The organism is Bradyrhizobium sp. USDA3516 (genome assembly GCF_057651995.1).
Genome location: NZ_JBYGYN010000007.1, coordinates 1 through 20,452, shown reverse-complemented (window position 1 = coordinate 20,452; position 20,452 = coordinate 1). Strand labels below are relative to the sequence as shown.

Annotated in this window: 18 protein-coding genes; 8 read left to right on the top strand and 10 right to left on the bottom strand. The window is 61.9% G+C overall.

Annotated elements, in window-relative coordinates:
- Nucleotides 1-291: 291 nt before the first annotated feature.
- Together AC24YW_RS21840 and AC24YW_RS21835 are read left to right on the top strand one after the other, a co-directional pair.
- Nucleotides 292-1,563 carry a DUF2157 domain-containing protein gene (locus AC24YW_RS21840; RefSeq protein WP_487484651.1) on the top strand — a complete coding sequence of 424 codons (1,272 nt, stop codon included), beginning with the start codon at nt 292-294 and terminating at the stop codon, nt 1,561-1,563.
- A complete protein-coding gene (locus AC24YW_RS21835; protein WP_487484650.1) occupies nt 1,560-2,174 on the top strand; it encodes a GDYXXLXY domain-containing protein in 615 nt (204 codons plus the stop codon). Before AC24YW_RS21840 ends, AC24YW_RS21835 begins: the two co-directional genes overlap by 4 nt.
- A gap of 79 nt (nt 2,175-2,253) precedes the next feature.
- On the opposite strand, the gene AC24YW_RS21830 is transcribed toward AC24YW_RS21835, so the two are convergent.
- The gene (locus AC24YW_RS21830) at nt 2,254-3,147 is read right to left on the bottom strand and encodes a DUF7946 domain-containing protein (RefSeq protein WP_487484649.1); all 894 of its coding nucleotides are present in this window, start codon (nt 3,145-3,147) and stop codon (nt 2,254-2,256) included.
- A gap of 149 nt (nt 3,148-3,296) precedes the next feature.
- On the opposite strand from AC24YW_RS21830, the gene AC24YW_RS21825 reads away from it, so the two are divergent.
- The gene (locus tag AC24YW_RS21825) at nt 3,297-6,983 is read left to right on the top strand and encodes a class I SAM-dependent DNA methyltransferase (RefSeq protein ID WP_487484648.1); all 3,687 of its coding nucleotides are present in this window, start codon (nt 3,297-3,299) and stop codon (nt 6,981-6,983) included.
- Nucleotides 6,984-7,019: 36 nt separating this feature from the next.
- Here AC24YW_RS21825 and AC24YW_RS21820 read toward each other — a convergent pair whose 3' ends face one another.
- A complete protein-coding gene (locus AC24YW_RS21820; protein WP_487484647.1) occupies nt 7,020-8,327 on the bottom strand; it encodes a phosphoribosyltransferase in 1,308 nt (435 codons plus the stop codon).
- A gap of 3 nt (nt 8,328-8,330) precedes the next feature.
- The gene (locus AC24YW_RS21815; RefSeq protein ID WP_487484646.1) at nt 8,331-9,380 is read right to left on the bottom strand and encodes a hypothetical protein; all 1,050 of its coding nucleotides are present in this window, start codon (nt 9,378-9,380) and stop codon (nt 8,331-8,333) included.
- 529 nt (nt 9,381-9,909) lie between these two features.
- Here AC24YW_RS21815 and AC24YW_RS21810 point away from each other — a divergent pair.
- From AC24YW_RS21810 to AC24YW_RS21800, 3 genes are all read left to right on the top strand, one after another.
- Nucleotides 9,910-11,028, top strand: coding sequence for an FAD-dependent oxidoreductase (locus AC24YW_RS21810; protein ID WP_487484645.1), 1,119 nt, complete (start codon nt 9,910-9,912; stop codon nt 11,026-11,028).
- Nucleotides 11,029-11,452: 424 nt separating this feature from the next.
- Nucleotides 11,453-12,313, top strand: coding sequence for a DMT family transporter (locus AC24YW_RS21805; protein WP_487484644.1), 861 nt, complete (start codon nt 11,453-11,455; stop codon nt 12,311-12,313).
- A 116-nt stretch (nt 12,314-12,429) separates the two neighbouring features.
- On the top strand, nt 12,430-12,714 hold the full coding sequence (locus tag AC24YW_RS21800) for a hypothetical protein (RefSeq protein ID WP_487484643.1): 285 nt from the start codon (nt 12,430-12,432) through the stop codon (nt 12,712-12,714).
- 15 nt (nt 12,715-12,729) lie between these two features.
- Here the strand turns inward: AC24YW_RS21800 and AC24YW_RS21795 are convergent, their stop codons facing one another.
- Entirely contained in the window at nt 12,730-13,944 is a 1,215-nt protein-coding gene (locus tag AC24YW_RS21795; protein WP_487484642.1) for an EAL domain-containing response regulator, read from the bottom strand.
- Nucleotides 13,945-14,404: 460 nt separating this feature from the next.
- A complete protein-coding gene (locus tag AC24YW_RS21790) occupies nt 14,405-15,568 on the bottom strand; it encodes a hypothetical protein (protein WP_487484641.1) in 1,164 nt (387 codons plus the stop codon).
- Between the two features lie 334 nt (nt 15,569-15,902).
- Between AC24YW_RS21790 and AC24YW_RS21785 the strand changes: the two genes are divergently transcribed.
- Complete coding sequence (locus AC24YW_RS21785) at nt 15,903-16,544, top strand: helix-turn-helix transcriptional regulator (protein ID WP_487484640.1); 642 nt, start codon at nt 15,903-15,905, stop codon at nt 16,542-16,544.
- Between the two features lie 56 nt (nt 16,545-16,600).
- On the opposite strand, the gene AC24YW_RS21780 is transcribed toward AC24YW_RS21785, so the two are convergent.
- The 5 genes from AC24YW_RS21780 to AC24YW_RS21760 form a co-directional block, all read right to left on the bottom strand.
- Nucleotides 16,601-16,849: a hypothetical protein gene (locus AC24YW_RS21780; protein ID WP_197955230.1), complete on the bottom strand. Its 249-nt coding sequence runs from the start codon at nt 16,847-16,849 to the stop codon at nt 16,601-16,603.
- Between the two features lie 150 nt (nt 16,850-16,999).
- Nucleotides 17,000-17,374, bottom strand: coding sequence for an Hpt domain-containing protein (locus AC24YW_RS21775; protein ID WP_487484639.1), 375 nt, complete (start codon nt 17,372-17,374; stop codon nt 17,000-17,002).
- 156 nt (nt 17,375-17,530) lie between these two features.
- Nucleotides 17,531-18,229 (bottom strand): Crp/Fnr family transcriptional regulator, encoded by a 699-nt coding sequence (locus AC24YW_RS21770; protein WP_487484966.1) that lies wholly within the window; start codon nt 18,227-18,229, stop codon nt 17,531-17,533.
- 187 nt (nt 18,230-18,416) lie between these two features.
- Complete coding sequence (locus AC24YW_RS21765) at nt 18,417-18,737, bottom strand: Crp/Fnr family transcriptional regulator (RefSeq protein ID WP_487484638.1); 321 nt, start codon at nt 18,735-18,737, stop codon at nt 18,417-18,419.
- Nucleotides 18,738-18,757: 20 nt separating this feature from the next.
- The gene (locus AC24YW_RS21760; protein ID WP_487484637.1) at nt 18,758-19,126 is read right to left on the bottom strand and encodes a hypothetical protein; all 369 of its coding nucleotides are present in this window, start codon (nt 19,124-19,126) and stop codon (nt 18,758-18,760) included.
- A gap of 393 nt (nt 19,127-19,519) precedes the next feature.
- Here AC24YW_RS21760 and AC24YW_RS21755 point away from each other — a divergent pair, with 393 nt between their 5' ends.
- Nucleotides 19,520-19,942 (top strand): response regulator, encoded by a 423-nt coding sequence (locus AC24YW_RS21755; RefSeq protein ID WP_487484965.1) that lies wholly within the window; start codon nt 19,520-19,522, stop codon nt 19,940-19,942.
- Nucleotides 19,943-20,452 lie beyond the last annotated feature (510 nt).

Sequence of the window (20,452 nt, the reverse complement as noted above, 5' to 3'; positions counted from 1 at the left end):
CAGGGCTATCGCATTTGAAAGTTTTCCCTGCGGCCATCCTTCGAGACGCCCGCTTTAGGCGGGCTCCTCAGGATGAGGGCGGAGTGCGCGGCAGCAGTTTCAGCGGGCACTGACGCTGATTAGCCTCATCTTGAGGAGGCGCGTCAGCGCCGTCTCGAAGGACGAGGCGTGCGCTCCGCTCGCGCAAAGCCCACATGCGTTTCGCCCCCACCGCGCGTGGTTGAACCCACGCCCCGCGCGATCCGACCAAGCCATGTCCCGCGCTCCTGCGGGCCAGGTGATTCCACGACGATGTTCGACAAATCCTACCGGCAGCGCCTCGACGCCGATCTTGCGCGATGGGAGGCCGACGGCGTGATCGCGCCGCAGGCGGCCGCCGCCATCCGCACTGCACTGCCGCCGCTTCCGCCCGGCATCGGCATCGCCGTGGTCGTCGGCATCCTCGGCGGCCTCCTGATCGCGGCCGCGTTCCTCGCCTTCGTGGCGGCGCACTGGACCGAGATCGCGCGCCTGGCGCGGTTTGCGATCCTGCTCGCGGGCCTCGCCGCCGCCGGCGGTCTCGGCGCCTGGTTTGCCGCGCGCGGCCGCGACGTTCTCGCCGATCTCTGCGCCAGCGTCGGTGCGATCATCTTCGGTGCCGGCATCGCGCTGGTCGGCCAGATGTATCATCTCGGCGAGGACTTTGCCGGCGGCATGCTGCTGTGGTCGATCGGCGCGTTTGCCGCGGCGCTTCTCACCGGCTCGCGCGGCGCGCTCGCGGTCGGTCTCGTCGCCGCCTCGATCTGGACCTGCATGCGGACCACCGATACGCCTGACATCCTGCATCTTCCGCTCCTCATCGTCTGGCTCGTCGCCGCCGCACTCGCCTTCGCCTGGAATTCGCGTGTCGCCGCTCATCTCGTCGCGCTCGCGCTGCTGCCGTGGTGGATCGCGACCGCGCTCCGCTTCGAATTCGAGGGCACGCAGCCGTCCTTCGTGCTCGCGAGCGGTGCGGCGCTGCTGTTCGGCGCCGGCCTCGCGATCGCCGCCGCGCCGTCGCCGCGCGCGCTCCGGCTAGGCACTGTCCTGTCGACTTACGGCGCGTTTTCACTCGCCATCGCCGCGTTCCTGGAGGTGACGACGGTCGACGATCTCGTCCGCTTTCGCGAAGGGTCCGTTGCGGGCCAGCCGCTTTGGGCGATCGCGTGCGGAAATGCCGGCGTGATCCTCGCGTTGACGTCGGCTGCAATCACCCGGCGCAAGGGTGAACTCCTCGCAGCAGCTGCGATCGCCCTGGTCCTGCTCGCGGCGCCGGTCTGGCCGGCATCCATGGCCGGCGAATCCTGGCTCGCCTATGCCGCGCTGCTCTGCGCCATGCTGTGCCTCGTCGTATCAGGCATGCTCGACGATGTGCGCCCGCGCATCGTCGCCGGCTGGCTCGGCATCGCCGGCGTGATCGCCGGCATCACCTGGGCCGTGAAGGGCTCGCTGCTGCGCCGCTCGGCCTTCCTGGCCGTCGCGGGCGTCGCGGCCGTCGCCTTTGCCACGGCGCTTAACCGCATGCTGCCGAGGGCCGCGCGATGAAAGGGCTGATCACGTCGCTGACCGCGTTCTGGCAGCGCATCCCCAAAGCCGTGCTGTTCGGCATCGCCGTCCTGCTGCAATCAGCGCTCCTGGTGCTGATGGTGGCCGACCGCATGCAGATCCTGCGCGAAGGCGTCGAGGTCACCCTGCAGACGCAGCCGGTCGATCCCCGCGATCTCCTGCGCGGCGACTATGTCGTGCTCAGCTACGAGATCTCGCAAGTGCCGGCAGGCAGCCTCAAAGGCAAGGTAGCCGATGCGCGCCACCCCAACGTCTTCGTCAAGCTCGCGCCCAATGCGAACGGCCTCTATCAGGCGGTCTCGGTGCACGCCGAGCCTGTCCCTGTCACCGCGCCCGAAGTGCTGATCCGCGGCCGCGTCGGAAATTACGGCGGATCCTGCGGCGACGACCGCCGCCGCTTCTGCGACAAGCTGCCGATCAAATACGGCCTCGAAAGCTATTTCGTGCCCGAAGGCGAGGGCAAAAAGCTCGAGGACGCCCGCAACCAGCAGAAGCTCCGAATCGTCGCCGCCGTGCTGCCCTCGGGACGGGCGGCGATCAAGCGGCTGCTGCTGGATGGAGAGAAGGTGTACGAGGAGCCGTTGTATTAGGGGGGAGTGACGTTGGGACGATCGATTGCCGCGGCGCTCGCTCTCCTCTCCCGCTTGCGAGCGACTTGCGTACTGGCCTTTAGTGTCCCTGTGTCTTGCCACGCTTCTTCGGCACTATTTTCGCGGCAGTAATGAAAAGTCGGTGCAGCCTGCCGTCCTTCATCGTCGGTTGAGCCAGAACGCGGAGAACGGCCCCCTCGTCGAGCGCCTTCGTATAGACATTGTGAGGTGCATCGAGAGTGGCATCGGCGATCTTTCCAGAAACGATCTTGTTTTGGTCAAGAATCTCAATTCGGCAAGCGCCGTTTGTCTTGAAAACGCCTTGGATTTTCACGTCGTAGGTGACCGGATCACCTAGTGTAAGTTGCTCCGGTGAGCGCAGTACTTCGGCCGCTGGCTCGTCGATGACCGCTGAGCTGCGGCTGCTGCCGATTTGCAGCGACCGCACCGTTCTTCCGACTGGCTCGGGTATTTGTCTTAACGACGCTCTATTCTCCCGATGAAGTTCGTTAATGATCTTCATCAGCGCTGCTTTGTCGCGCATCTGTCCGCGTAAAACCTGCTGGGCAAAATCGTTGTGTGCCATCGCTAGTTCGTGAATCTTATCGACAGCGTTGTTGGCATCCTTCTTCTTCCCAAGGGCCTTCTCGATTACAGCGCCCACCAAAAGCTCAGTAAGCTTCTTTCCGACGGTCAATAAGATTGGGGTATAGAGCGGCATCTGGCCGGAAGTAACGACGGCGAATATCTCCTGGACGAGACCATTCTCCTTGCTGGGCCCCACGCAAAATCGGATTTGGTATGACCGCGGATCATGGGTGATCTCTTCGTGAAATATCTCGTGACAAACGCTGTTAGCGAGCTTAGTCACCCCAATCAGCGACTTGCCGAATTGCTGCGCGTCAACGAGATGCTGATCCGCGAGAAGACCCCGGTAAGTTACAGGTATCGCGTCGAAGATTGGCCCCTGCATTCCTTGTATGCCCCCCGTCGGACAATGATAGTTGCCGCTGCGACTTTCGTCTACCTTGAGATGATTGTACTTTGAGTTGGAGCGAGAATCGCTGCAATGCAGAAGCGGTGCTATTGCTATAGGGACTTAGGGGCGAATACCTTGGGAGTATGGGGCAACAGGTGATTGACGGTGCGAAGCTAGAAGCGTTGATCGCTGCGGCGAGTGCGTCCGGTGGAGCGGAGAGAGCTAATTATCAGCTTTTTATTGAGCGGTTGTGCGGTGCGCTCGGCCTGCCTGGCCCCGATCTGGCCAGGGAGGAGAACTCCTTAAATGACTACGTCTTCGAACGTCGCGTTGACTTCAAGCATCCGGATGGGACCACTACCTCCGGCTTTATAGATTGCTATCGCAAGAATAGCTTCGTGCTTGAAGCAAAGCAATCTCGGAAGCGCCAAAAGGCTAGGCTCGCGGCTGACCAATTGCTGCTTCTTGGTGAAGACGAGCAGCAATTCAAGTCAGGGCACGCTCTGCGTGGGACACGCGGTTGGGACCAAGTGATGCTTGCTGCTCGCAAGCAGGCAGAGGATTATGCTCGCGCTCTTCCTGTCGAGCACGGTTACCCACCATTTCTGCTCGTCGTGGACGTAGGTCATGTGATCGAAGTCTATGCTGACTTCTCCGGCCAAGGGAAGAACTACGCACACTTCCCGGACCGCCAATCCTACCGGATCAGCATGGCGGATTTGCGCGATCCCAGCGTTCAAGCGCGCTTGCAGGCAATCTGGAACGACCCTCGGTCACTCGATCCAACGCGGATTTCAGCAGAGGTCACGAGGGACATTGCCGAGCGTCTCGCCAAGATCGCGAAGCGGTTGGAAGAGAAGTACGACGCTAAGGACGTGGCGGAGTTCTTGATGCGCTGCCTGTTCACCATGTTCGCAGAGGACGCCAAACTCATACCCGAGAAAGGGTTTCACAAGCTGCTCGGGCAAATGAGAGACACGCCCAAGCATTTCGTCGCGGCGCTGGAGAGCCTTTGGGCCGTGATGGACCAAGGTGGCTATGCCCCGCACCTCAATGTCACTCTGAAAAAGTTCAACGGCTCACTGTTTAAGAAAAGATCGGCATTTCCTCTCGATAAGGAGGACATCAACGAACTTTGGATTGCTGCTAGCAAGGATTGGTCGAATGTCGAGCCGGCGATCTTCGGTACGCTGCTAGAACGTGCGTTGAATGCACGTGAGCGATCCAAATTAGGAGCGCACTACACACCGCGAGCCTATGTTGAGCGCCTCGTCGTCCCAACGATCATCGAGCCGCTGCGCGCCGACTGGGAGCTTGTTCAGGGCCAAGTAAAGGAATTACTGGACCAAGGGAATCATCGTGGGGCTCTGGCCACCGTGCTCAAGTTTCATCGCAAACTGTGCACGACGCGTGTTCTCGATCCGGCTTGCGGCACAGGCAACTTCTTATACGTTAGCCTTGAGCTAATGAAGAGGCTCGAAGGCGAAGTGTTGGAAGCCATAACGAGTCTCGGCGGACAACCAGATCGCTACGGTGACTTTCCGGAAGACGCTGGTAAAGACCTCGTCGGGCAGCGTCTAGCAAGAACTGGTGGCCGTTTCACCGTCGATCCTCATCAGTTTTATGGCCTTGAAATCAACCCGCGCGCTGTGGTTATCGCCGATCTCGTGCTTTGGATTGGTTACTTGAAATGGCAGCTCAAGACGGGCGGGCCAGATGCCATCCAAGAACCAGTCTTAGACGTATATGGGACCATCAGGGAACAGGACGCCGTCATCGCCTACGATCGGCAGGAGTTGCTGCGCGACGCTAGCGGGCGGCCGTTGTCACGATGGGACGGAACTACCAAGAAGTATCACCCGATCACAGGCGAGGAAATTCCCGATCCTGATGCAAGAGTGCCAGTATACACTTATGTAAATCCAAGGCGCGCTTCGTGGCCGGAGGTTGAATTCATTGTTGGCAATCCGCCCTTCATCGGCGGCAAGGACATGCGTGCGGAGCTTGGTGGCGGGTATGCCGAAGCCTGCTGGGCAGCGCGTCCGCATCTTTCCGGGGGAGCCGATTTCGTCTTGCACTTCTGGGACGAGGCTGCGACCCGGCTGTTACGCAAGCCACTGCAGGGTCAGTTGAATCCATTGCGGCGCTTTGGCTTCATCACAACAAACTCGATCACGCAAACGTTTTCTCGTCGTGCGATTGAGCGGAGCATGGCGGCGAAGGAGCCTTTGTCCTTGGTATTCGCTGTGCCCAACCATCCTTGGATGAAGGCGTCCGATCGAGCAGCCGTACGCATCGCTATGACCGTTGCGGAGAAAGGAGAGCGGGAAGGAGTGTTGGCGGAAGTTGTGTCTGAAGCGGGGTTAAGTACAGACACTCCCCAGGTTGGATTGGAGACGCGTGCCGGAAAAATTCGAGCCAATCTCTCCGTAGGAGCAGACCTCGCGTCCGCGAGAGCTCTTCTTGCCAACGACCTATTGTCTAGTCCGGGTGTAAAGCTCCATGGAGCGGGCTTCATCGTCACACCAACGCAGGCGAAAGCGTTAGGGCTTGGAACAGTTAACGGCTTGGAGAGCCACATCCTCAACTATCGCAATGGGCGTGACGTTGCGCAGCGTCCACGCGGCGTAATGGTAATCGACTTATACCCGCTGGAAGCGGAGGAAGTCCGCACGCGTTTTCCGGCTGTCTATCAACACGTACTGGACAATGTGAAACCAGAGCGCGATCACAACAACCGAGCTAGCTACCGCGATCTGTGGTGGATTTTTGGTGAACCGCGAAGGGATTTCCGTCCGGCACTAGTAGGTTTGCGGCGATACATCGTGACCGTCGAGACGACCCGGCACAGGACATTTCAATTTCTCGATGCCAGTATCAGGCCGGACAATATGCTTGTTTGCGTCAGTCTAGACACGGCAGAGCACTTGGCTGTTTTGTCGTCACGACTGAACGTGGCCTGGGCTATCGCAACGGGCGGGTGGCTCGGGGTGGGTAACGATCCACGATACTCAAAGTCGCGGACCTTTGATCCGTTTCCATTTCCACTCGCGGTTGATCCGACACTTTCATCGGCCAATCCGCTATTCGCCCAACAGGAACGGCTAAGGGGGCTTGGCGAGCGCTTAGATAGCTTCCGCAAGCAGCGACTAGCTGAGCATTCTTTCCTCACGATGACCGATCTCTACAACGCGCTGGAACGATTGCGTGAAGTGGAAAACGGCTGCACCGTGCCTCCGCTGACCGACGCAGAGCGCGACATGCACCAGGCTGGCCTAATATCGGTTCTGAAAGAAATTCATGACGATATCGACCGAGCCGTGCTGACATCCTACGCTTGGGAAGATCTAATCCCGTTGCTGGTCGGTCGGCCCGGTGCAACGCTACCCTCGCTTCACAAATTACCGGAACAAGAGAAGGCAGAGGAAGAACTTCTGACTCGGCTTGTAGAGCTCAATCAACAGCGAGCAGCCGAAGAGAAGCGTGGGTTGGTTCGGTGGTTAAGACCGGAGTATCAGATAGCAAAGCTTGGCGTGAAGGCATCCAAACAGGAGAGCGAACACGTCGGAATGCTGGACATCGAACTGCCAGACGCGGCCGAGCGACCGAAATGGCCGGCGGACGGTCTGGAACAGCTTAGGTTCGTGCGAGACTTCCTCTTTAAGGCGCCAGCACCCATTCTACCAGCCGCTATAGCAAGCGGATTGGAGGGAAAGAATACGGCCAAGCGTCGGCAGCGCATCGCGGAGGTCTTGGAAACGCTGGTTGCTACGGGTCTAGCACGGGTTGGCGAGTACGAGGGACAGCGAAGATACTTCTTGCCGAGATAAATCGAAGAAAGGACAGGCGCGTGGGCAATGGGGACGCTAGGTGACGTCCTGCCGATTGAGGGCAGCCTGAAAACGCCTAACCATCCGCTCAAAGATATCCTTAGACACCTTGAGCTCGTCCTGCGCATTTCCGAGGACGTAAGCATCCTTCAGCCGCCGGAACGCGGCGTCGCCCCCACTCTTCCAAGGAACACGTACTCCAATGTTCAATGCCATGTTCGGCATGTAGAGAACCTGGTCGCCCAAACGTTGCTTTGCAGCGCCGGTACCAACGATCACCATTGCGCGGATCTCGGCAGCCGGAAACTTTGTATGGAGGAATTGAATTGCTTCCGACATGGCGCCGCCGCTGCGAGCAATATCGTCCACGACTACGATTTTCCCGGGCGCGGCTTTTCTTGTTCTAACATCGGAGAATTGCCAACCGTGAAGCCTGCGGACCAGCGCATGGTCAAATTTCAGATCACTTCCAAATTCAGCGTCGAGGAGTTTGCCCACGACTTCGCCACCACGATCCAGGCTAACGAGAAGGTCTGGCTTGTAGTCGATGAGACGACTGCCGAGTAATGCAAGCCCATCGATCGCCCGCGTTTCGACAACGACGTCCTCATGTTCTGCCAACAAATGGGGATCGTAAATGGAGGGTTTGTGAATGATCTCGTTTCGAACTTCTCGCATTATCGCATGGAATTGAGCCTCTAGGACCAGAGATTCGGCGTCCACTCTTTTCCACTGGCGCTCCAAAAGGAGATCCCAGGATTCAAGCAACATGGACGTCGTACGCGCTCTCAGAAACGATCGAAAGAGTTTCGTGTGTACTGACGATTCTAGAAACTCCAAGAACCGTCCTCGGATCAATCCCGCATTGCCGATTGTTGCCTCTATATCGGAGAGGCACTCGACCAACAGAGCGCCCAATCGAGTTGCCGCAACTTCAATTAGTTGTTCGGATACTCGCATTTCCGACGGATTAGCACCCGCTCTTTCCCGAGTAGGCGCAAATGGTGCTTCCCAGCCTGTATGCACTACAGGCCGCAACGGCGAGGCCTCTTCCACTTTCTTGGAATTTTGGCGGGCAAGAACCCTTCGGTTCGCTTCGGCAAGCATATCTTTAGCTTCACGGATCGAAGCCGTCCCTTTCGCTAGAGCAGCCTGCGCCATCGATTCGGATACGCCTTCTCCGAGCAACTTCTTGGCGTGAGCCGCCGCATCTGCGACGTCCGTTGCAAGCGAGGAGAGTTGTCCTTCCGATAAATTTTCGAGGTTCTGACGCGCCTTGTCATCAAGTCGACGTGTTGCCGGCACGTACGCAAGGATGCTGTCTATTAGATCAGACTTTGACATGCGTCAGTGCCTAACGTCCCCGACAGCGGAAAATAACCCTTCGATTAGTCCCTTCAACGCCTGGGCCATGCGCGAAGTGCCTTCCAAAACCAGGTCTCGTTCGTCGCTTTCCAGCAGTCTATCTTCAAATTCTAGTTTTACGTTACCAACGGCCTCCCGGGCAGCCTCACTTATTGCCGCATCGGCTTCTTTCGCTAACCCCGAAAGCTCTTCGAGTCGCTTCTCAAGAACGATCCCGGCGATGGCCGGCCCTTCGAGGGCCTCGATCAATCCCTCAAGCTCGGCATGCAATTCTTGATCCTGATCGGCTCCGATGAGCAAAAGCAGAGAAAGAGCACGTTTCATAGCCTTGAGGGAGTCTGGGGACCCGCGGCCGACACCGCTTGCGGCATACTTCGCCGTCTCTCCCTTTAGGAACCTAAGATAGAGGTGAATTTCCTCGGCCGCAAATAAGTTGCGGGGAGGTCCGGACGCTGAAATGACTGCTTCTTGATGAACAAAGCTGCGCGCCAGCGCGGGGCCCGTCATATTTTCTTTTACTTTCAATATCATAGTTGTGGTCGGCATAAGCCCGAATCTGGGAACCTTCCAGAGAAAATCAAGCTTCACGTAGGTCACGGTGTCGTTGGCGGACTGTGAAAGAGAGGCCACGAGGTCATTAAAGGGCGCATTGTACCGAGTGCCGTTCCAATTCACGCGAACAAGAAGGCGCTCCACGCTCGTCCCCAGACGTTGCGCAATCAAATCTGGCAGTAAAGTAATGGCCAACGGATAATATTCGCAAAAATCCAAGTCGGAGATAGGAACGGACTTGCCTAAGAACGTGGCGCTTCCGCTTAGACAGATCGGGTGACCATCCTGGATGCGAATATCTGTCGCTGTCGCAACCATGTCGTCGAGTTCATCCCGTCCCGGAAAAACGCTAACCAGATTAAAAGGAACGTAGACGCCCAAACTGCCGATCGAACGTTTCAAGTATCCGACATTTTCCGGGTCTATTTCGAATGCCTCGTCTACGTCAGTGCGTTGCGCGAGCTGCGCGCGAATACGCACAATGGACTCCACGAGCTTCCGATCATCCGGCGTAGGATCGGATTTGAGAACGGCTCTGAGGAAGGCAAGTGGTGGTATCGGGCTAAGTTCGTCGTTTTTTGGAGACACTTGGCAATTTTCCGCGAAGACGTTCAAGAATGGTTTTGAATATAGGTCGCCGGATGGCCCGGCCTCGAGTTGACGTGGGGAAGTCTTGGAAGAGACGAACAAGGTCGAAGAGCCCGTCCGTGACGCCATAATACCTACAACTTTAGGTTCGAAAAAGCCCTATCTGAACCTGCCCCGAGACGTCCAAAAGTCTATCCTAATGGCTTTCCCGCCGTACTACGGGGCGCATCGCGGACCCGTTGTAAAGCGCCGGCCCTGTTGCTTTGAACGCCCGTCATAGCTCCAAAAAGCGAGTGGATGCGCGCGACGAAGATGGCATACGACGTGCTCCCGCAAACCTTGCAAACCCGCGACATCATCACGATGATCTCCGCATCGTAGCATCGCTCGCGAGGCCTTCATGCGAAAATGCGAAGTCGCCGTGCTGGGTCTGGGGCTCATGGGCGGAGCCGCGCTGGGCGCATTGCTGGATGCCGGCGTCGATGCGCTCGGCTTCGACCCTGTCGCAGCAGGTTCGGATCGCGGCTCGTCACATGGGTCATGTCGCATTTTCCGTCGCTTCAATTTCGAAAACCCCAACTACACCAGCCTGAGCGACGAGGCTCATGCCGGCTGGATCCGGCTGCAGAGCGAAAGCGGTCAAACAATTCTGACGGAAACCCCTGTTCTGGAGGCCGGCCGCCCCGGCTCCGTCATGGTGGCGTCCTCGCGCGCGGCCGCGATCGCGAAAGGGCGCCCGGACCCGATGTTGACCGCGGCTCAAGCGAACAAGGAATTTCCGGCTTTCACCCTGCCGGGCGACTGGGACGTCGTCGTGCAGGACGGTGGCGCGATCCTGCGGACCGAGGTCGTCATGAAGCTGATGCGCGCACGCGCGGGGAACCGCGTGATTGCGGAACGCGCGAGCTTCATGCCGCACCACGACGGCGTGTCGATCCGCACTGATACCGAAGAGTTCTTCGCTGAGCGCGCGATTCTGGCGCTTGGCCCATGGCTCGGTCGCGCACTCCCGCCACTCGCCGCGCTGCTGAACGTGACCCGACAGGCGGTCGGCTGGTTCGCACCTAGCAGCCCTGACAGCGTGGCGCTCGGTCGTTTCCCGATCTTCATTCTGGACCGAGGTCCGAACGATACGGTCTACGGCTTTCCGGACTTCGAACAGCGCGGCGTCAAAGCTGCGCCTCACAACCACGGGCCCGTGGTCGGCCCCGACGATTGGGGTCCGCAGGCCTCCGATGCCGAGCTCCGCCCGATCGGCGAAGCATTGGCCGCCCTCGTCCCCGGCGCGGCCGGGCCGATCATCGATCGCGACGTTTGCCTCTACACCAACACCGCACCCGCCGACCGCCGGCTAGACGCGGGCGAGGAATTCATCATCGATCGCTGGCCGGAGTCCCGCCTGATCGTCTGCTCCGCGTGTTCGGGCCACGGTGCGAAGTTCGCGCCGGCCATCGGGCAAAGGCTTGCTCGCCTTGCCACCGATCCGTCCTATCAGGCCGAACCCTTCTTTCAGCTTTCGCGCTATTCTCAATTCGCCTGAGCGGGTGCTGGATGTTGCGGTGACAGTGCACGAAACGCGCACCGTCCGGCGACAGGCGCCTTCAAGAGACCCGGGCCAAAGCCCTGCCTGTCCGACCTCCTGCGATGATGCCACTATGCTCCTGTTTTGCCCGACGAAGCAAATGACAGGAGACGTCATTCGGAATGGGCGATACCGCTCGCGCCAATCTCGTCGGCTCGAAGGCGCGCCGGACAAGCGCGTCAAACCACGCTCCCCCGACTTTTTGGCTCCCGAAACCCCGCCCGACCCGCACTCAGCCCAGCCCCCCACCTAACCCATTGATCTTGCAACCCCCGTCTACTGTGCATGGGGTTGTTTTCGAACTTTTGTTGTTCCATGCCATCACGCGAGGCGTTCAACCGCCCCGGCAACCGATCCGCCGTTCCCACCAAGCGAGACCAACATGCACTCTTCCGCCAGCGGCTGGGGCAACGGGCTTCTCGGCGTCGTCATCTTCAGCGGCTCGCTGCCGGCGACGCGCGTGGCGGTCGGCGGCTTCTCGGCGCTGTTCCTGACCTCGGCGCGCGCGGTCATCGCCGCGCTGATCGGGGCTTTGGTGCTCGCCGTGCTCAGGCAGGCGCGGCCGCAGCGCCGTGATCTCGCCTCGCTCGCCATCGTCGCCATCGGCGTCGTGGTCGGCTTTCCCTTGCTGACGGCGCTCGCGCTGCAGCACGTCACCTCCGCGCGCTCCATCGTCTTCATCGGCCTGCTGCCGCTGTCGACTGCGATCTTCGGCGTGCTGCGCGGCGGCGAGCGGCCGCGGCCGCTGTTCTGGCTGTTCGCTGGTCTCGGCAGCGCCACGGTGGCCGGCTTTGCCCTCACCGGTGACGGCGCGGCCTCGCTCAAAGGCGATCTCTTGATGGTCGCGGCGATCGTGCTGTGCGGCCTCGGCTATGCCGAGGGCGCCGCGCTGTCGCGCCGGCTCGGCGGCTGGCAGGTGATCTCCTGGGCGCTGCTGCTCGCGCTGCCCCTGATGCTGGTGCTCGCGGTGTTGACCTGGCCGCCGGCCTGGAGCGGCATCTCCATGCCCGCCTGGATCGGGCTCGCCTATGTCTCCGTCTTCAGCATGTTCGTCGGCTTCATCTTCTGGTACCGCGGGCTCGCCCTCGGCGGCATCGCCCGCGTCGGCCAGCTGCAGCAGCTGCAGCCGTTCTTTGGCCTCGCGCTCGCCGGCCTCCTGCTCGGTGAGCCGGTCGCGGGGAGCATGATCGCCGCGACGGCCATCGTGGTCGCCTGCGTCTTCTTCGCACGGCGCTATGCCTGAGCCTGTCGCTTCACGCCCGCCGCCCTTGTCATGCGACCGCCAAACCTTGATCTAGATCAACGCCTGTCCCGGCGCGGTGTCCGCCTCTAGATGCATCAAAAGCGAGGGAGGACGTCATGCGACAGGGTACCAGATTGTGGTTGGCGGGCGCCGTTGTCGTCTGCGCAGCATTGACCTCGGTGCAGTGGTCGGCAGAGGACGGGCTTTCAGTCGCGATCCAGAGCGCGGAAGCCCGCGTCGGGCGGCCGGCGACGCCGGCGAGTGTCGCGGGCGTCGCGCGTCGAACGACGCGCCGTGCCGTGGTCGGGGGAGCGGCCGTCGGTGCAGCCGCCGCCGGAGCCGCCGTCGTGGCGCCGGCCTGCGTCCGCGTGCTGGTCAACGGCGTCTGGGTCTGCCGCTAGCGTAAGGGCAGCGCCTCACGCCTGGCCCATCACGGTGCGCGTCAGCACGGCCTTCGCGAACTTCTTCAGCGGCATCGGCTTGCCGAACAGAAAGCCCTGCACGACGTCGAAGCCGATCTCGCTCGCCGCGACGAGGTCGGCGCGGCTCTCGACGCCCTGCGCCACCGCGCGCGCGCCAAAAGTCTGCGCCAGCTCGACGATGTGACGGCACACCGTGCGCTTCAGCCGGTCGCCGCCGCTGCCGGTGACGAAGTGCCGGTCGGCCTTCAGCTTGACGAAGGGAATCTTGTCGAGGTCCATCAGCTGTGGCCAGTTGGCGCCGAGATTGTCGATCGACAGGCCGATATTGTGCAGGCCGACCTCGCGCGCGACCTCGGCCAGCAGATCGAGCTCGCGGATCGCCTCCTCGCTGTCGATCTCGACCGTCAGCCCGCCGAAGGCCGGATGCGTCGGCACGCGGCGGCAGAGATCGCGCACCGCCTGCGGCTCCCTGAGATAGGCGGCGGGAAGATTGATCGACAGGTCGACCGGGCTTTGTTGCTCCAGAAGATAGTGCCAGTCCTGCACGGCGCGATCGATCACGAATTCCGACAGCTCGCGAAAATGCGGATCGTGCGGCTCCGGGATGAAATAGGCCGGCGGCACCACGCCCCAGGTCGGATGCCGCATCCGCACCAATGCCTCGGCGCCGCTGCGCACCAGCGTGCGCGCGTCGATCTTGGGCTGGTACCAGAGCTCGAGCCAGCCGGCATGCAAGGCCTCGCCGACATGCACGGCCGGGCTCGGCGCCGGCTCCTCCGGCAGCAGCATCGCAACGCGCTCGCGCAGCGTCTCCGCGGCAAAGGGCGTCGTCAGCGGCGGCAGCATGGCAAGGCCATATTCGTCGCCGACCTGCCGCACGGCTTTGACGATGATCGAATCGCGGGCGCCGACGGCGAGAACCCGGCCGGCGAATGCCTCGCGCACGAGGATCTCGAGGAAACGTCCCGGCTCGATGCCGTCGGCGGCGACGCCGAGCAGGATCAGGTCCGGCAATTCGCTCGCGAGCACCGTCTTCAGCTCCTCCGCGCTGGCGCATTCGCAGGTGACGAAGCCGAGATCCTCGAGGATCTCGCTGAGGAACGCGCGCAGGTGACGCTTGCTGTCGGCCACGCAGGCGCGCGGCGTCACCTTTCGCCGTCCGAAGGTCACAGGCCTTCGTCCGGCGAGCTCAACCATCCCATCGTTCATCCTACACCACTCCCGTTCCGTGACGGTTTCTTAAACGCGGAGCGTGGGTTCAAATAAGGAGAGCTTCACATCGTTCTTGAATTATCTGAGTAACGTTAAGCGCTGCAATTCGAGCTAATTTGTCGATGAAATCTTCGATGCGCGCGCGGTTGTCCCGCGGCGGCGATGAAGCCGGCGCAGCGTCGATCGGCGGCGGCCTTCATGTTGCGACCACCCGCGGTGCGCGCATCGCCGCCTTGCGCTCGTGACGGTTCTGCGACAACGAATCCGTGTCGGCGGCCAAGAATGTGAAGCACCTCACACGCGCATTGCCGCACTCGCGCTAAAGCTCCCCCGAGCTGGTGGAGGGCTGTCGAGGATACAGCTATGTCGATGCGGCGAATGATGTATTGGTGGTTCAGGTTCGTGCTGTCAGGGCGATTCATCGATCGCTTCCTGTGCCTGCCGCGCTAGCCGCGGCCTAGGTCTGCCCGATCAATTTGCGGAACGCCGCCGCACCGTCCTGCACCACGTCGCGTCCCTTCCAGGCCAGATAGGACAGCTTGCCGCCGAGCGTGTCGTGGCTGCGCAGCCGCCGCGAGCCGAGAATGTGGCCGACATTGGCAGGGAAGCGGCTCACCTCGGCGGAGACCAGCGCCGCGATCGCGTCCATCAATTGCTGGAGGCGGACGCCCCATTCGCATTGCTCGATGCCGTCGATGCGGACCTTGAGCGCATATTCGGTGTCGTAGATCTCGGTGAGCAGGTCGCGGGCGATCAGCACCCGGTTGTGCCGGAGCGCGACACGAAGCGCGAGGCGCTTGTCGTCGAGCCGGTCGAGGACCATGTGAACGACGCACGCATAGGGGGCGGCGGCGACGTCTGCGGCGGCCTTGCTCGCAGCCGCCTTGGTGGCAAGCCGCACCAATTGCCAGGACGTCCTCAGGCGTCGCGCCACCAGGGTCAGCGCGAAGGGCAGCGCCTGGGGATGGGCCTTCTTGAGGGCGTCGAGCTGCGCGGTGATCTGGACGACCTGGCCGTCGTCGAACTTGGCGATCTTGTCGGGCAGCTTCGCGTTGAACTTCGGCAGTGCATCGCCGGCGCGCAACACATGCAGCATCTTCACGACGTCGTCGAAGGCGGTGCGCGAGGCCGTATATTGCCCGAGCTTGGCGCGCGCGGATTCGGCGCTCTCGGGCGAGGCGAGGGTGCTCTCGAGGACCTTGACGACCTTGATCTGGAAGGTCGAGGCGATCTTCTGGACTTCCTTCGGGTTGTTGGCCGCGACCTGGTCGTTGATCGCCTTGATGTAGTCGCGCGCCATCGTCGGCAAAAGGTCGCGGCAGATCCATTCCCAGATCGGGGTGAGGGTGTTGCGCGAGATCCGCCCCATGTTGGCATGCTCGGGCGCGCCGTCGATCAGCAGCAGCTCGAGCGGCGCGAAGAAATAGCGCGACGGGTTGGTGGCGCGCCCCTGGGTCGAACCGTCCTTGCGGAATTCGGCGCGCAAGCGGCTCTGGATGTCGGCCGAACCCGGCATCTCGATGCCGCACAGCTCGAGCCGTTCGAGCTCGCTGAGCAGACAGCTGCGCGACAGCGGCGTCAGCCTCTGCAGAAATTCCGATAGCCGATCGATCTCGTCCATGGCACGCAATCTTTCGCAGCGGGGCCCGCGGGCTTGCGGGCCCAATGCGTGGAGGCATTTGCGCGCTCTCAACCTCCCTAGAGAAGCAAGTCACCGTTAATTAATCCGTAAAATCCGGGGGCGGACGTCGGAGCAAGGCGTCCGCCGAGGAGCTTTCCCCTTCGCAGCCCAGGATTTCGGCAGAAAACTCAACCGCTGCATGGTCGCGTGCGGCATCGCGCAAGCACAAATTGTGCCTAAGCCGCTATTTTATCGCAATACAGCCTAAATCACCGTAGTCTTACGGAGCAGAAAGTTAACCACAGACCCGTCCCGGTTCCGCTAAACGAGTGACATGGGGTCACAGAATGATACGGCCACCGATTCGCGGCCGTCGGCATGGCACGAAAGCAGCGCTGCTTCAGCCGAAGAGCCCGATTTCGCCCGCCTGAGCGCCTTGCGTGCCAAGGCGGCCGACGAAATGGCGGCTGCCATCGCCCGCGAGCTCAACGGCCCCCTGACTGCGCTGCTGCTCTACATGGGCGAGATCAAGCATCACAGCGATCAGCTCGTCCCCGTGACCGGCGATCGCGCCTATTTGCAGCGGGTGGTGGAGAACGCGCTGGCCCAGACCGAGCGCGTTTGCGGCCTGGTCAAGCAGCTCGCCGGCCCGCCCAAGGGCGGCTCCAAGGGCGGCTCCAACAGCGGCTTGCCGAGCCCGTCCGAAGAGGCAGAATCGAAGGCCGCCCGCATGCTGCAGCCACCGCGGCCGCCGAGCGCCGATCTGCTCGGCCCGTCGGGCCAGAAGCGGCTGACCAAGCGCGAGCGCGAGGTGCTGAGGCTGATCAGCGAAGGCTACTCGAACAAGCAGGGTGCGCTTCGCATGCAGATCAGTCCGCGCACCTTCGAGAGCCATCGCGCCGAGGCGATGCGCAAGCTCGGTGCGCGCAACACCGCGGACCTCGTCCGTGCGGCGCTGCTGCATTCGATCGACTGAGCCGGGCCGGTTGCCCGCCGTCGGGCGAGACCCGAAAATTTGGAATTCCGTGGCGCTCAGAAATAATCTTCGGCGAACGGACGTGCGCGCGAGACGGGACGCAGCGGCTTGATCTCTTCCTTCGGCGCGCTCGGAATGATGGTGATGGTCCAGCGGGGAGGCATGCTCGATTCCTGCTCCAGCACCGAGCGCACGAAACCGGTCACCGTCGACTCGCCGGCCTTCACCGTCGCCATCCGGCCGTTGAACTGTGCGATGCGGAAGCGACGAACCTCCTTCTGGTCTGCGGTCTCGTAGGTGAACATGGAAAACCCTCCTGGTTTTCCGGGACTATCGCCAGCTATGATTAGCCATCCATGAAAATCGCAAACCGTAGAAGTACGGCGGGAATGCACGCCCGGGTAGTTCGGAGCGTCTTCTCGCGAGGTCGTACGACGAGGCGCAAGAAAAAGGGGCTAGCCTTGCGGCTCCTGCGCGTGCGCGGCGGCATAGGCCGCATCCATCAGGTCCAGGAGCGCGCGGAATTCGGCATCGCCGAGGCTCTCCACCGTCTTCTCCAGCCGCAGCGACAGTGCGGCGAGCCTGAGATAGCCGAACGTTCCGGCCGCGCTCTTCAACGAATGCGCTTCGCGCGCGATCCTGGCGTGGTGCTGCGCGGGCGACAGCGTTCGGAACGATTGCAGGCGCGCGCAGGTCTCGCTCCAAAACACGTCGCGCACTTCACCGGCACCGTCCTCGCCGATCTCGCGCACCAGCGCTTCATATGCGCGCGGCTCGCGCGCGGGTTCGGCATCGAGTGCCTTCGCAAGCGCGACGGTGTCGTCAAACATGGCCTTGCCTGCCTTGATCCCGGTTCATTGTCGCGCGGCACGTCACGGCGCGAGGCATGTCGCGTGTGTACGGCCTTCGAATTTCAGTTCCGGTAGCAGGATGGCCGGTGTTTGCAGGCCGCCATTAGCCCGCGGTTTACCAAGCGAGCGCGGCGTTCAGTGCGGGCCGAGCAGCCGGTCGTACTGGGCCTTCACGGCGGCGTAGCATTCGCATGCCGTCTGGCGCAGCCCGTCGAGGTTGGTGATCTGGATGTGTCCGCGGCTGTAGTGGATGAAATTGGCCTGCTGCAAGGAGTTGGCGACCAGCGACACGCTGTTGCGCCGAGCCCCGATCATCTGGGCCATGGTCTCCTGGGTCAGCAGCAGGCGCGACTCGCCCGACAGGTCATGAGCGTGCAACAGGCAGCGCGAAAGCCGCGACTCCACCGGATGGGCGGCGTTGCAGCCGGCGGTCTGCTGCACCTGGGCGTAGACCGCCAGCCCGTGACGCGTGAGCTGCGTGCGCAGGACGCTGCTCTGGTCGGCGGCCATGCGCAGGCGGTCCAGATCCATCACCGAGGCAACGCCGGGAACCAGCACGATGGCGGTGTTCAACGCACATGCATCGCCTACGATGGCGAGCGTTCCGAGCAGGCTGGCGCGGCCGATCATGGCGACTTGCACATGCTCGCCCTTGGCCAGTTCAACCACCAGCGAGATGACGCCGCGGTGAGGAAAATACGCGCGCCTGAGCGTCTCTCCGGTCTCAACCAGCACCGTCCCGTGGGGCAGATCCACGGTTCGCAGGTGCGGTCGGATCATTTCATAATCGTCCGCCGACAATGCGGACAGGAAACCGTTGGACGGACGCGCCATGCTTTCCAAAGCTGCCTCCTCCGTAACCCTGCACCTGCGAATCCCAACGCCCGTGTTCACGTCGTGCGCGAGTAATTCCATCATCTTCGCGGCGGGATATATTGGCAATTGAGACAAGTTGTCCGGCCCAGGCGAAGCATCGCCGCTGCGTGCACGTCGGCATACCGGGATCGCATCGTGCTTCCCGTCACGCCCCGGCTCCCATCAGGCGCAGGTGGTGGGCCTTCACCGCCGAATAGCAGCCGCAGGACGTCGTCAGCAGCGCCTTGGCATCGACGATCTCGATCTGGCCGCGGCGGTAGCGAATGATGCCGGCACGCTGCAGCGCATGCGCGACCAGCGAGATCGCGTTGCGGCGGACGCCGATCATCTGCGCCAGCGCCTCCTGGGTCAGCGGCAGGACTTGGCCGTCGGAAAGGTCGCGGGCGCGGAGCAGCCAGCGCGCGAGCCGCGCCTCGACCGGATGCGACGCATTGCAGAGCAGCGATTGCTGCGCCTGCGCAAGCATGACCTGCTCGTGGCGGACCATCAGCTGGCGAAAGCGTGCGCTTGCCGTCGCGACCGCGCGGAAAACCCCGCTCTCGATGATGGAAGCAGCTTCTGGGAACAGCACGAGCGCATCGATCGGCGAGATGCCGTCGGCAAGGGCTGCACCGGCCCCACCACGCTGTCGCGGCCCGGCATCGCAATTCCGATCGTCTGTCCCTCGGACAGGCTCACCCTGACCGAAACCGATCCACCATGCGGGAAGTAGACGTGTCTCGGCGCAATGCCGACCTCGCCCACGACAGACTTGCTGACCATTTCAACCGTCGCGAGGTGCGGAAGCAGCCGATCGAAATCCGCCGCATCGAGCAGGTTCAGCAGCTGGTTGGGCGGGCGGCCGCTCACGGTCATTCAAGTCATCCGGAAGGTTCGATGGACGCTGGGCGGCGCGGCCTTCGTCACTCAGTTGCACGGTGGGCAAATACTAACCTGAAGGTTGTGGCATCGTCCATATACCCGTTAGAGGGCAGACAGCCTGTCTCATTTGCGGCGGAATTAAGAAGAGCACACTGATTCGTTGACGAGGCGGCCGTCCTGCAACCATTGCGCAGGAAAAAGCGGTAAGGGGGCCTCAGGAGTCGGAAGGCATTGCAGTCGCGCTGGTCATCGGGCCGGCTCGCGTCGCCTCGACCGCTTCCGCAAGAATGTAGGTTTCATCTCTCATCGAAGGTAAAGGAGAAAGGCGTGCCCCACGGTTCGATTATTGAATCGCCGGAACGGGAAGCTCACTTGGGGCGAGACGATCTGCGCCATATTCTCGTCGTCGACGATGACCCGATGGTGTGCATGGCCATCGAGGTTTACCTCCAGCGCAACAATTTTCGGGTGACGATCGCCGAGGGCGGTGAAGCCGGATTGCGCGCCCTCGAGCACCAGCAGTTCGATCTGATGATCATCGACATTTTCATGCCGCACATGCGCGGGTTCGAATCGATCCGGATTTTCCACGAGCAGGCGCCGGTCATTCCGCTGATCGCGATGTCCGGCTACGCTTTCGCGAATTTGAACTCGCCCGCGCCCGATTTCCTGCGGATGGCGCTGGAGCTCGGCGCCGCGCGCTGTCTGCGCAAGCCGTTCACGCCGCACGCGCTGCTCGCCGCCATCAACGATTGCCTGGCAGAGCATCGCCCCCGCTCCGACATCGCCACGGCCGTGCAGCTCGGTTAGCGCGGCACAAGCGGCTTCGGCCGCTGGGTAACGCTTCGTTTACCTCAAGCGTGGACCGCGTAGATCGCGGCAACGCCCGAGAGCACGCGCGACGGGCGTGCGGCCAGCTGCGGCCGGCTCGCCTCAACCGCCGCTATCGTTCTTCACGAGCAGGCCTTTCCCACACGCCTCGTCGCGCAATTATCGGCTCGTTTACCGCCCGACTCCCGGGGTTGCGGCGCGCAGGAGGCTTTGCCGAAAAGCGCTGCGGTATGCAGCAGAACCGCAAACTTCGCTTCAATATCCGTAGTAGCACGGAGGATGAAATTAACGGGACTGTGAAAGGGGATGTCTAACGATCCAGGATAGGGCGTCCGTCCGTGCCAGGATGGCTCAGGCGTCGGGTTTAGGCCCAGGTCAGTAAGGCGTAGCTCATGGATGATCTGTTGCGGGAGTTTCTGACGGAGACCAGCGAGAGCCTGGACACCGTGGACAATCAGCTGGTGAAGTTCGAGCAGGAGCCGAACAACG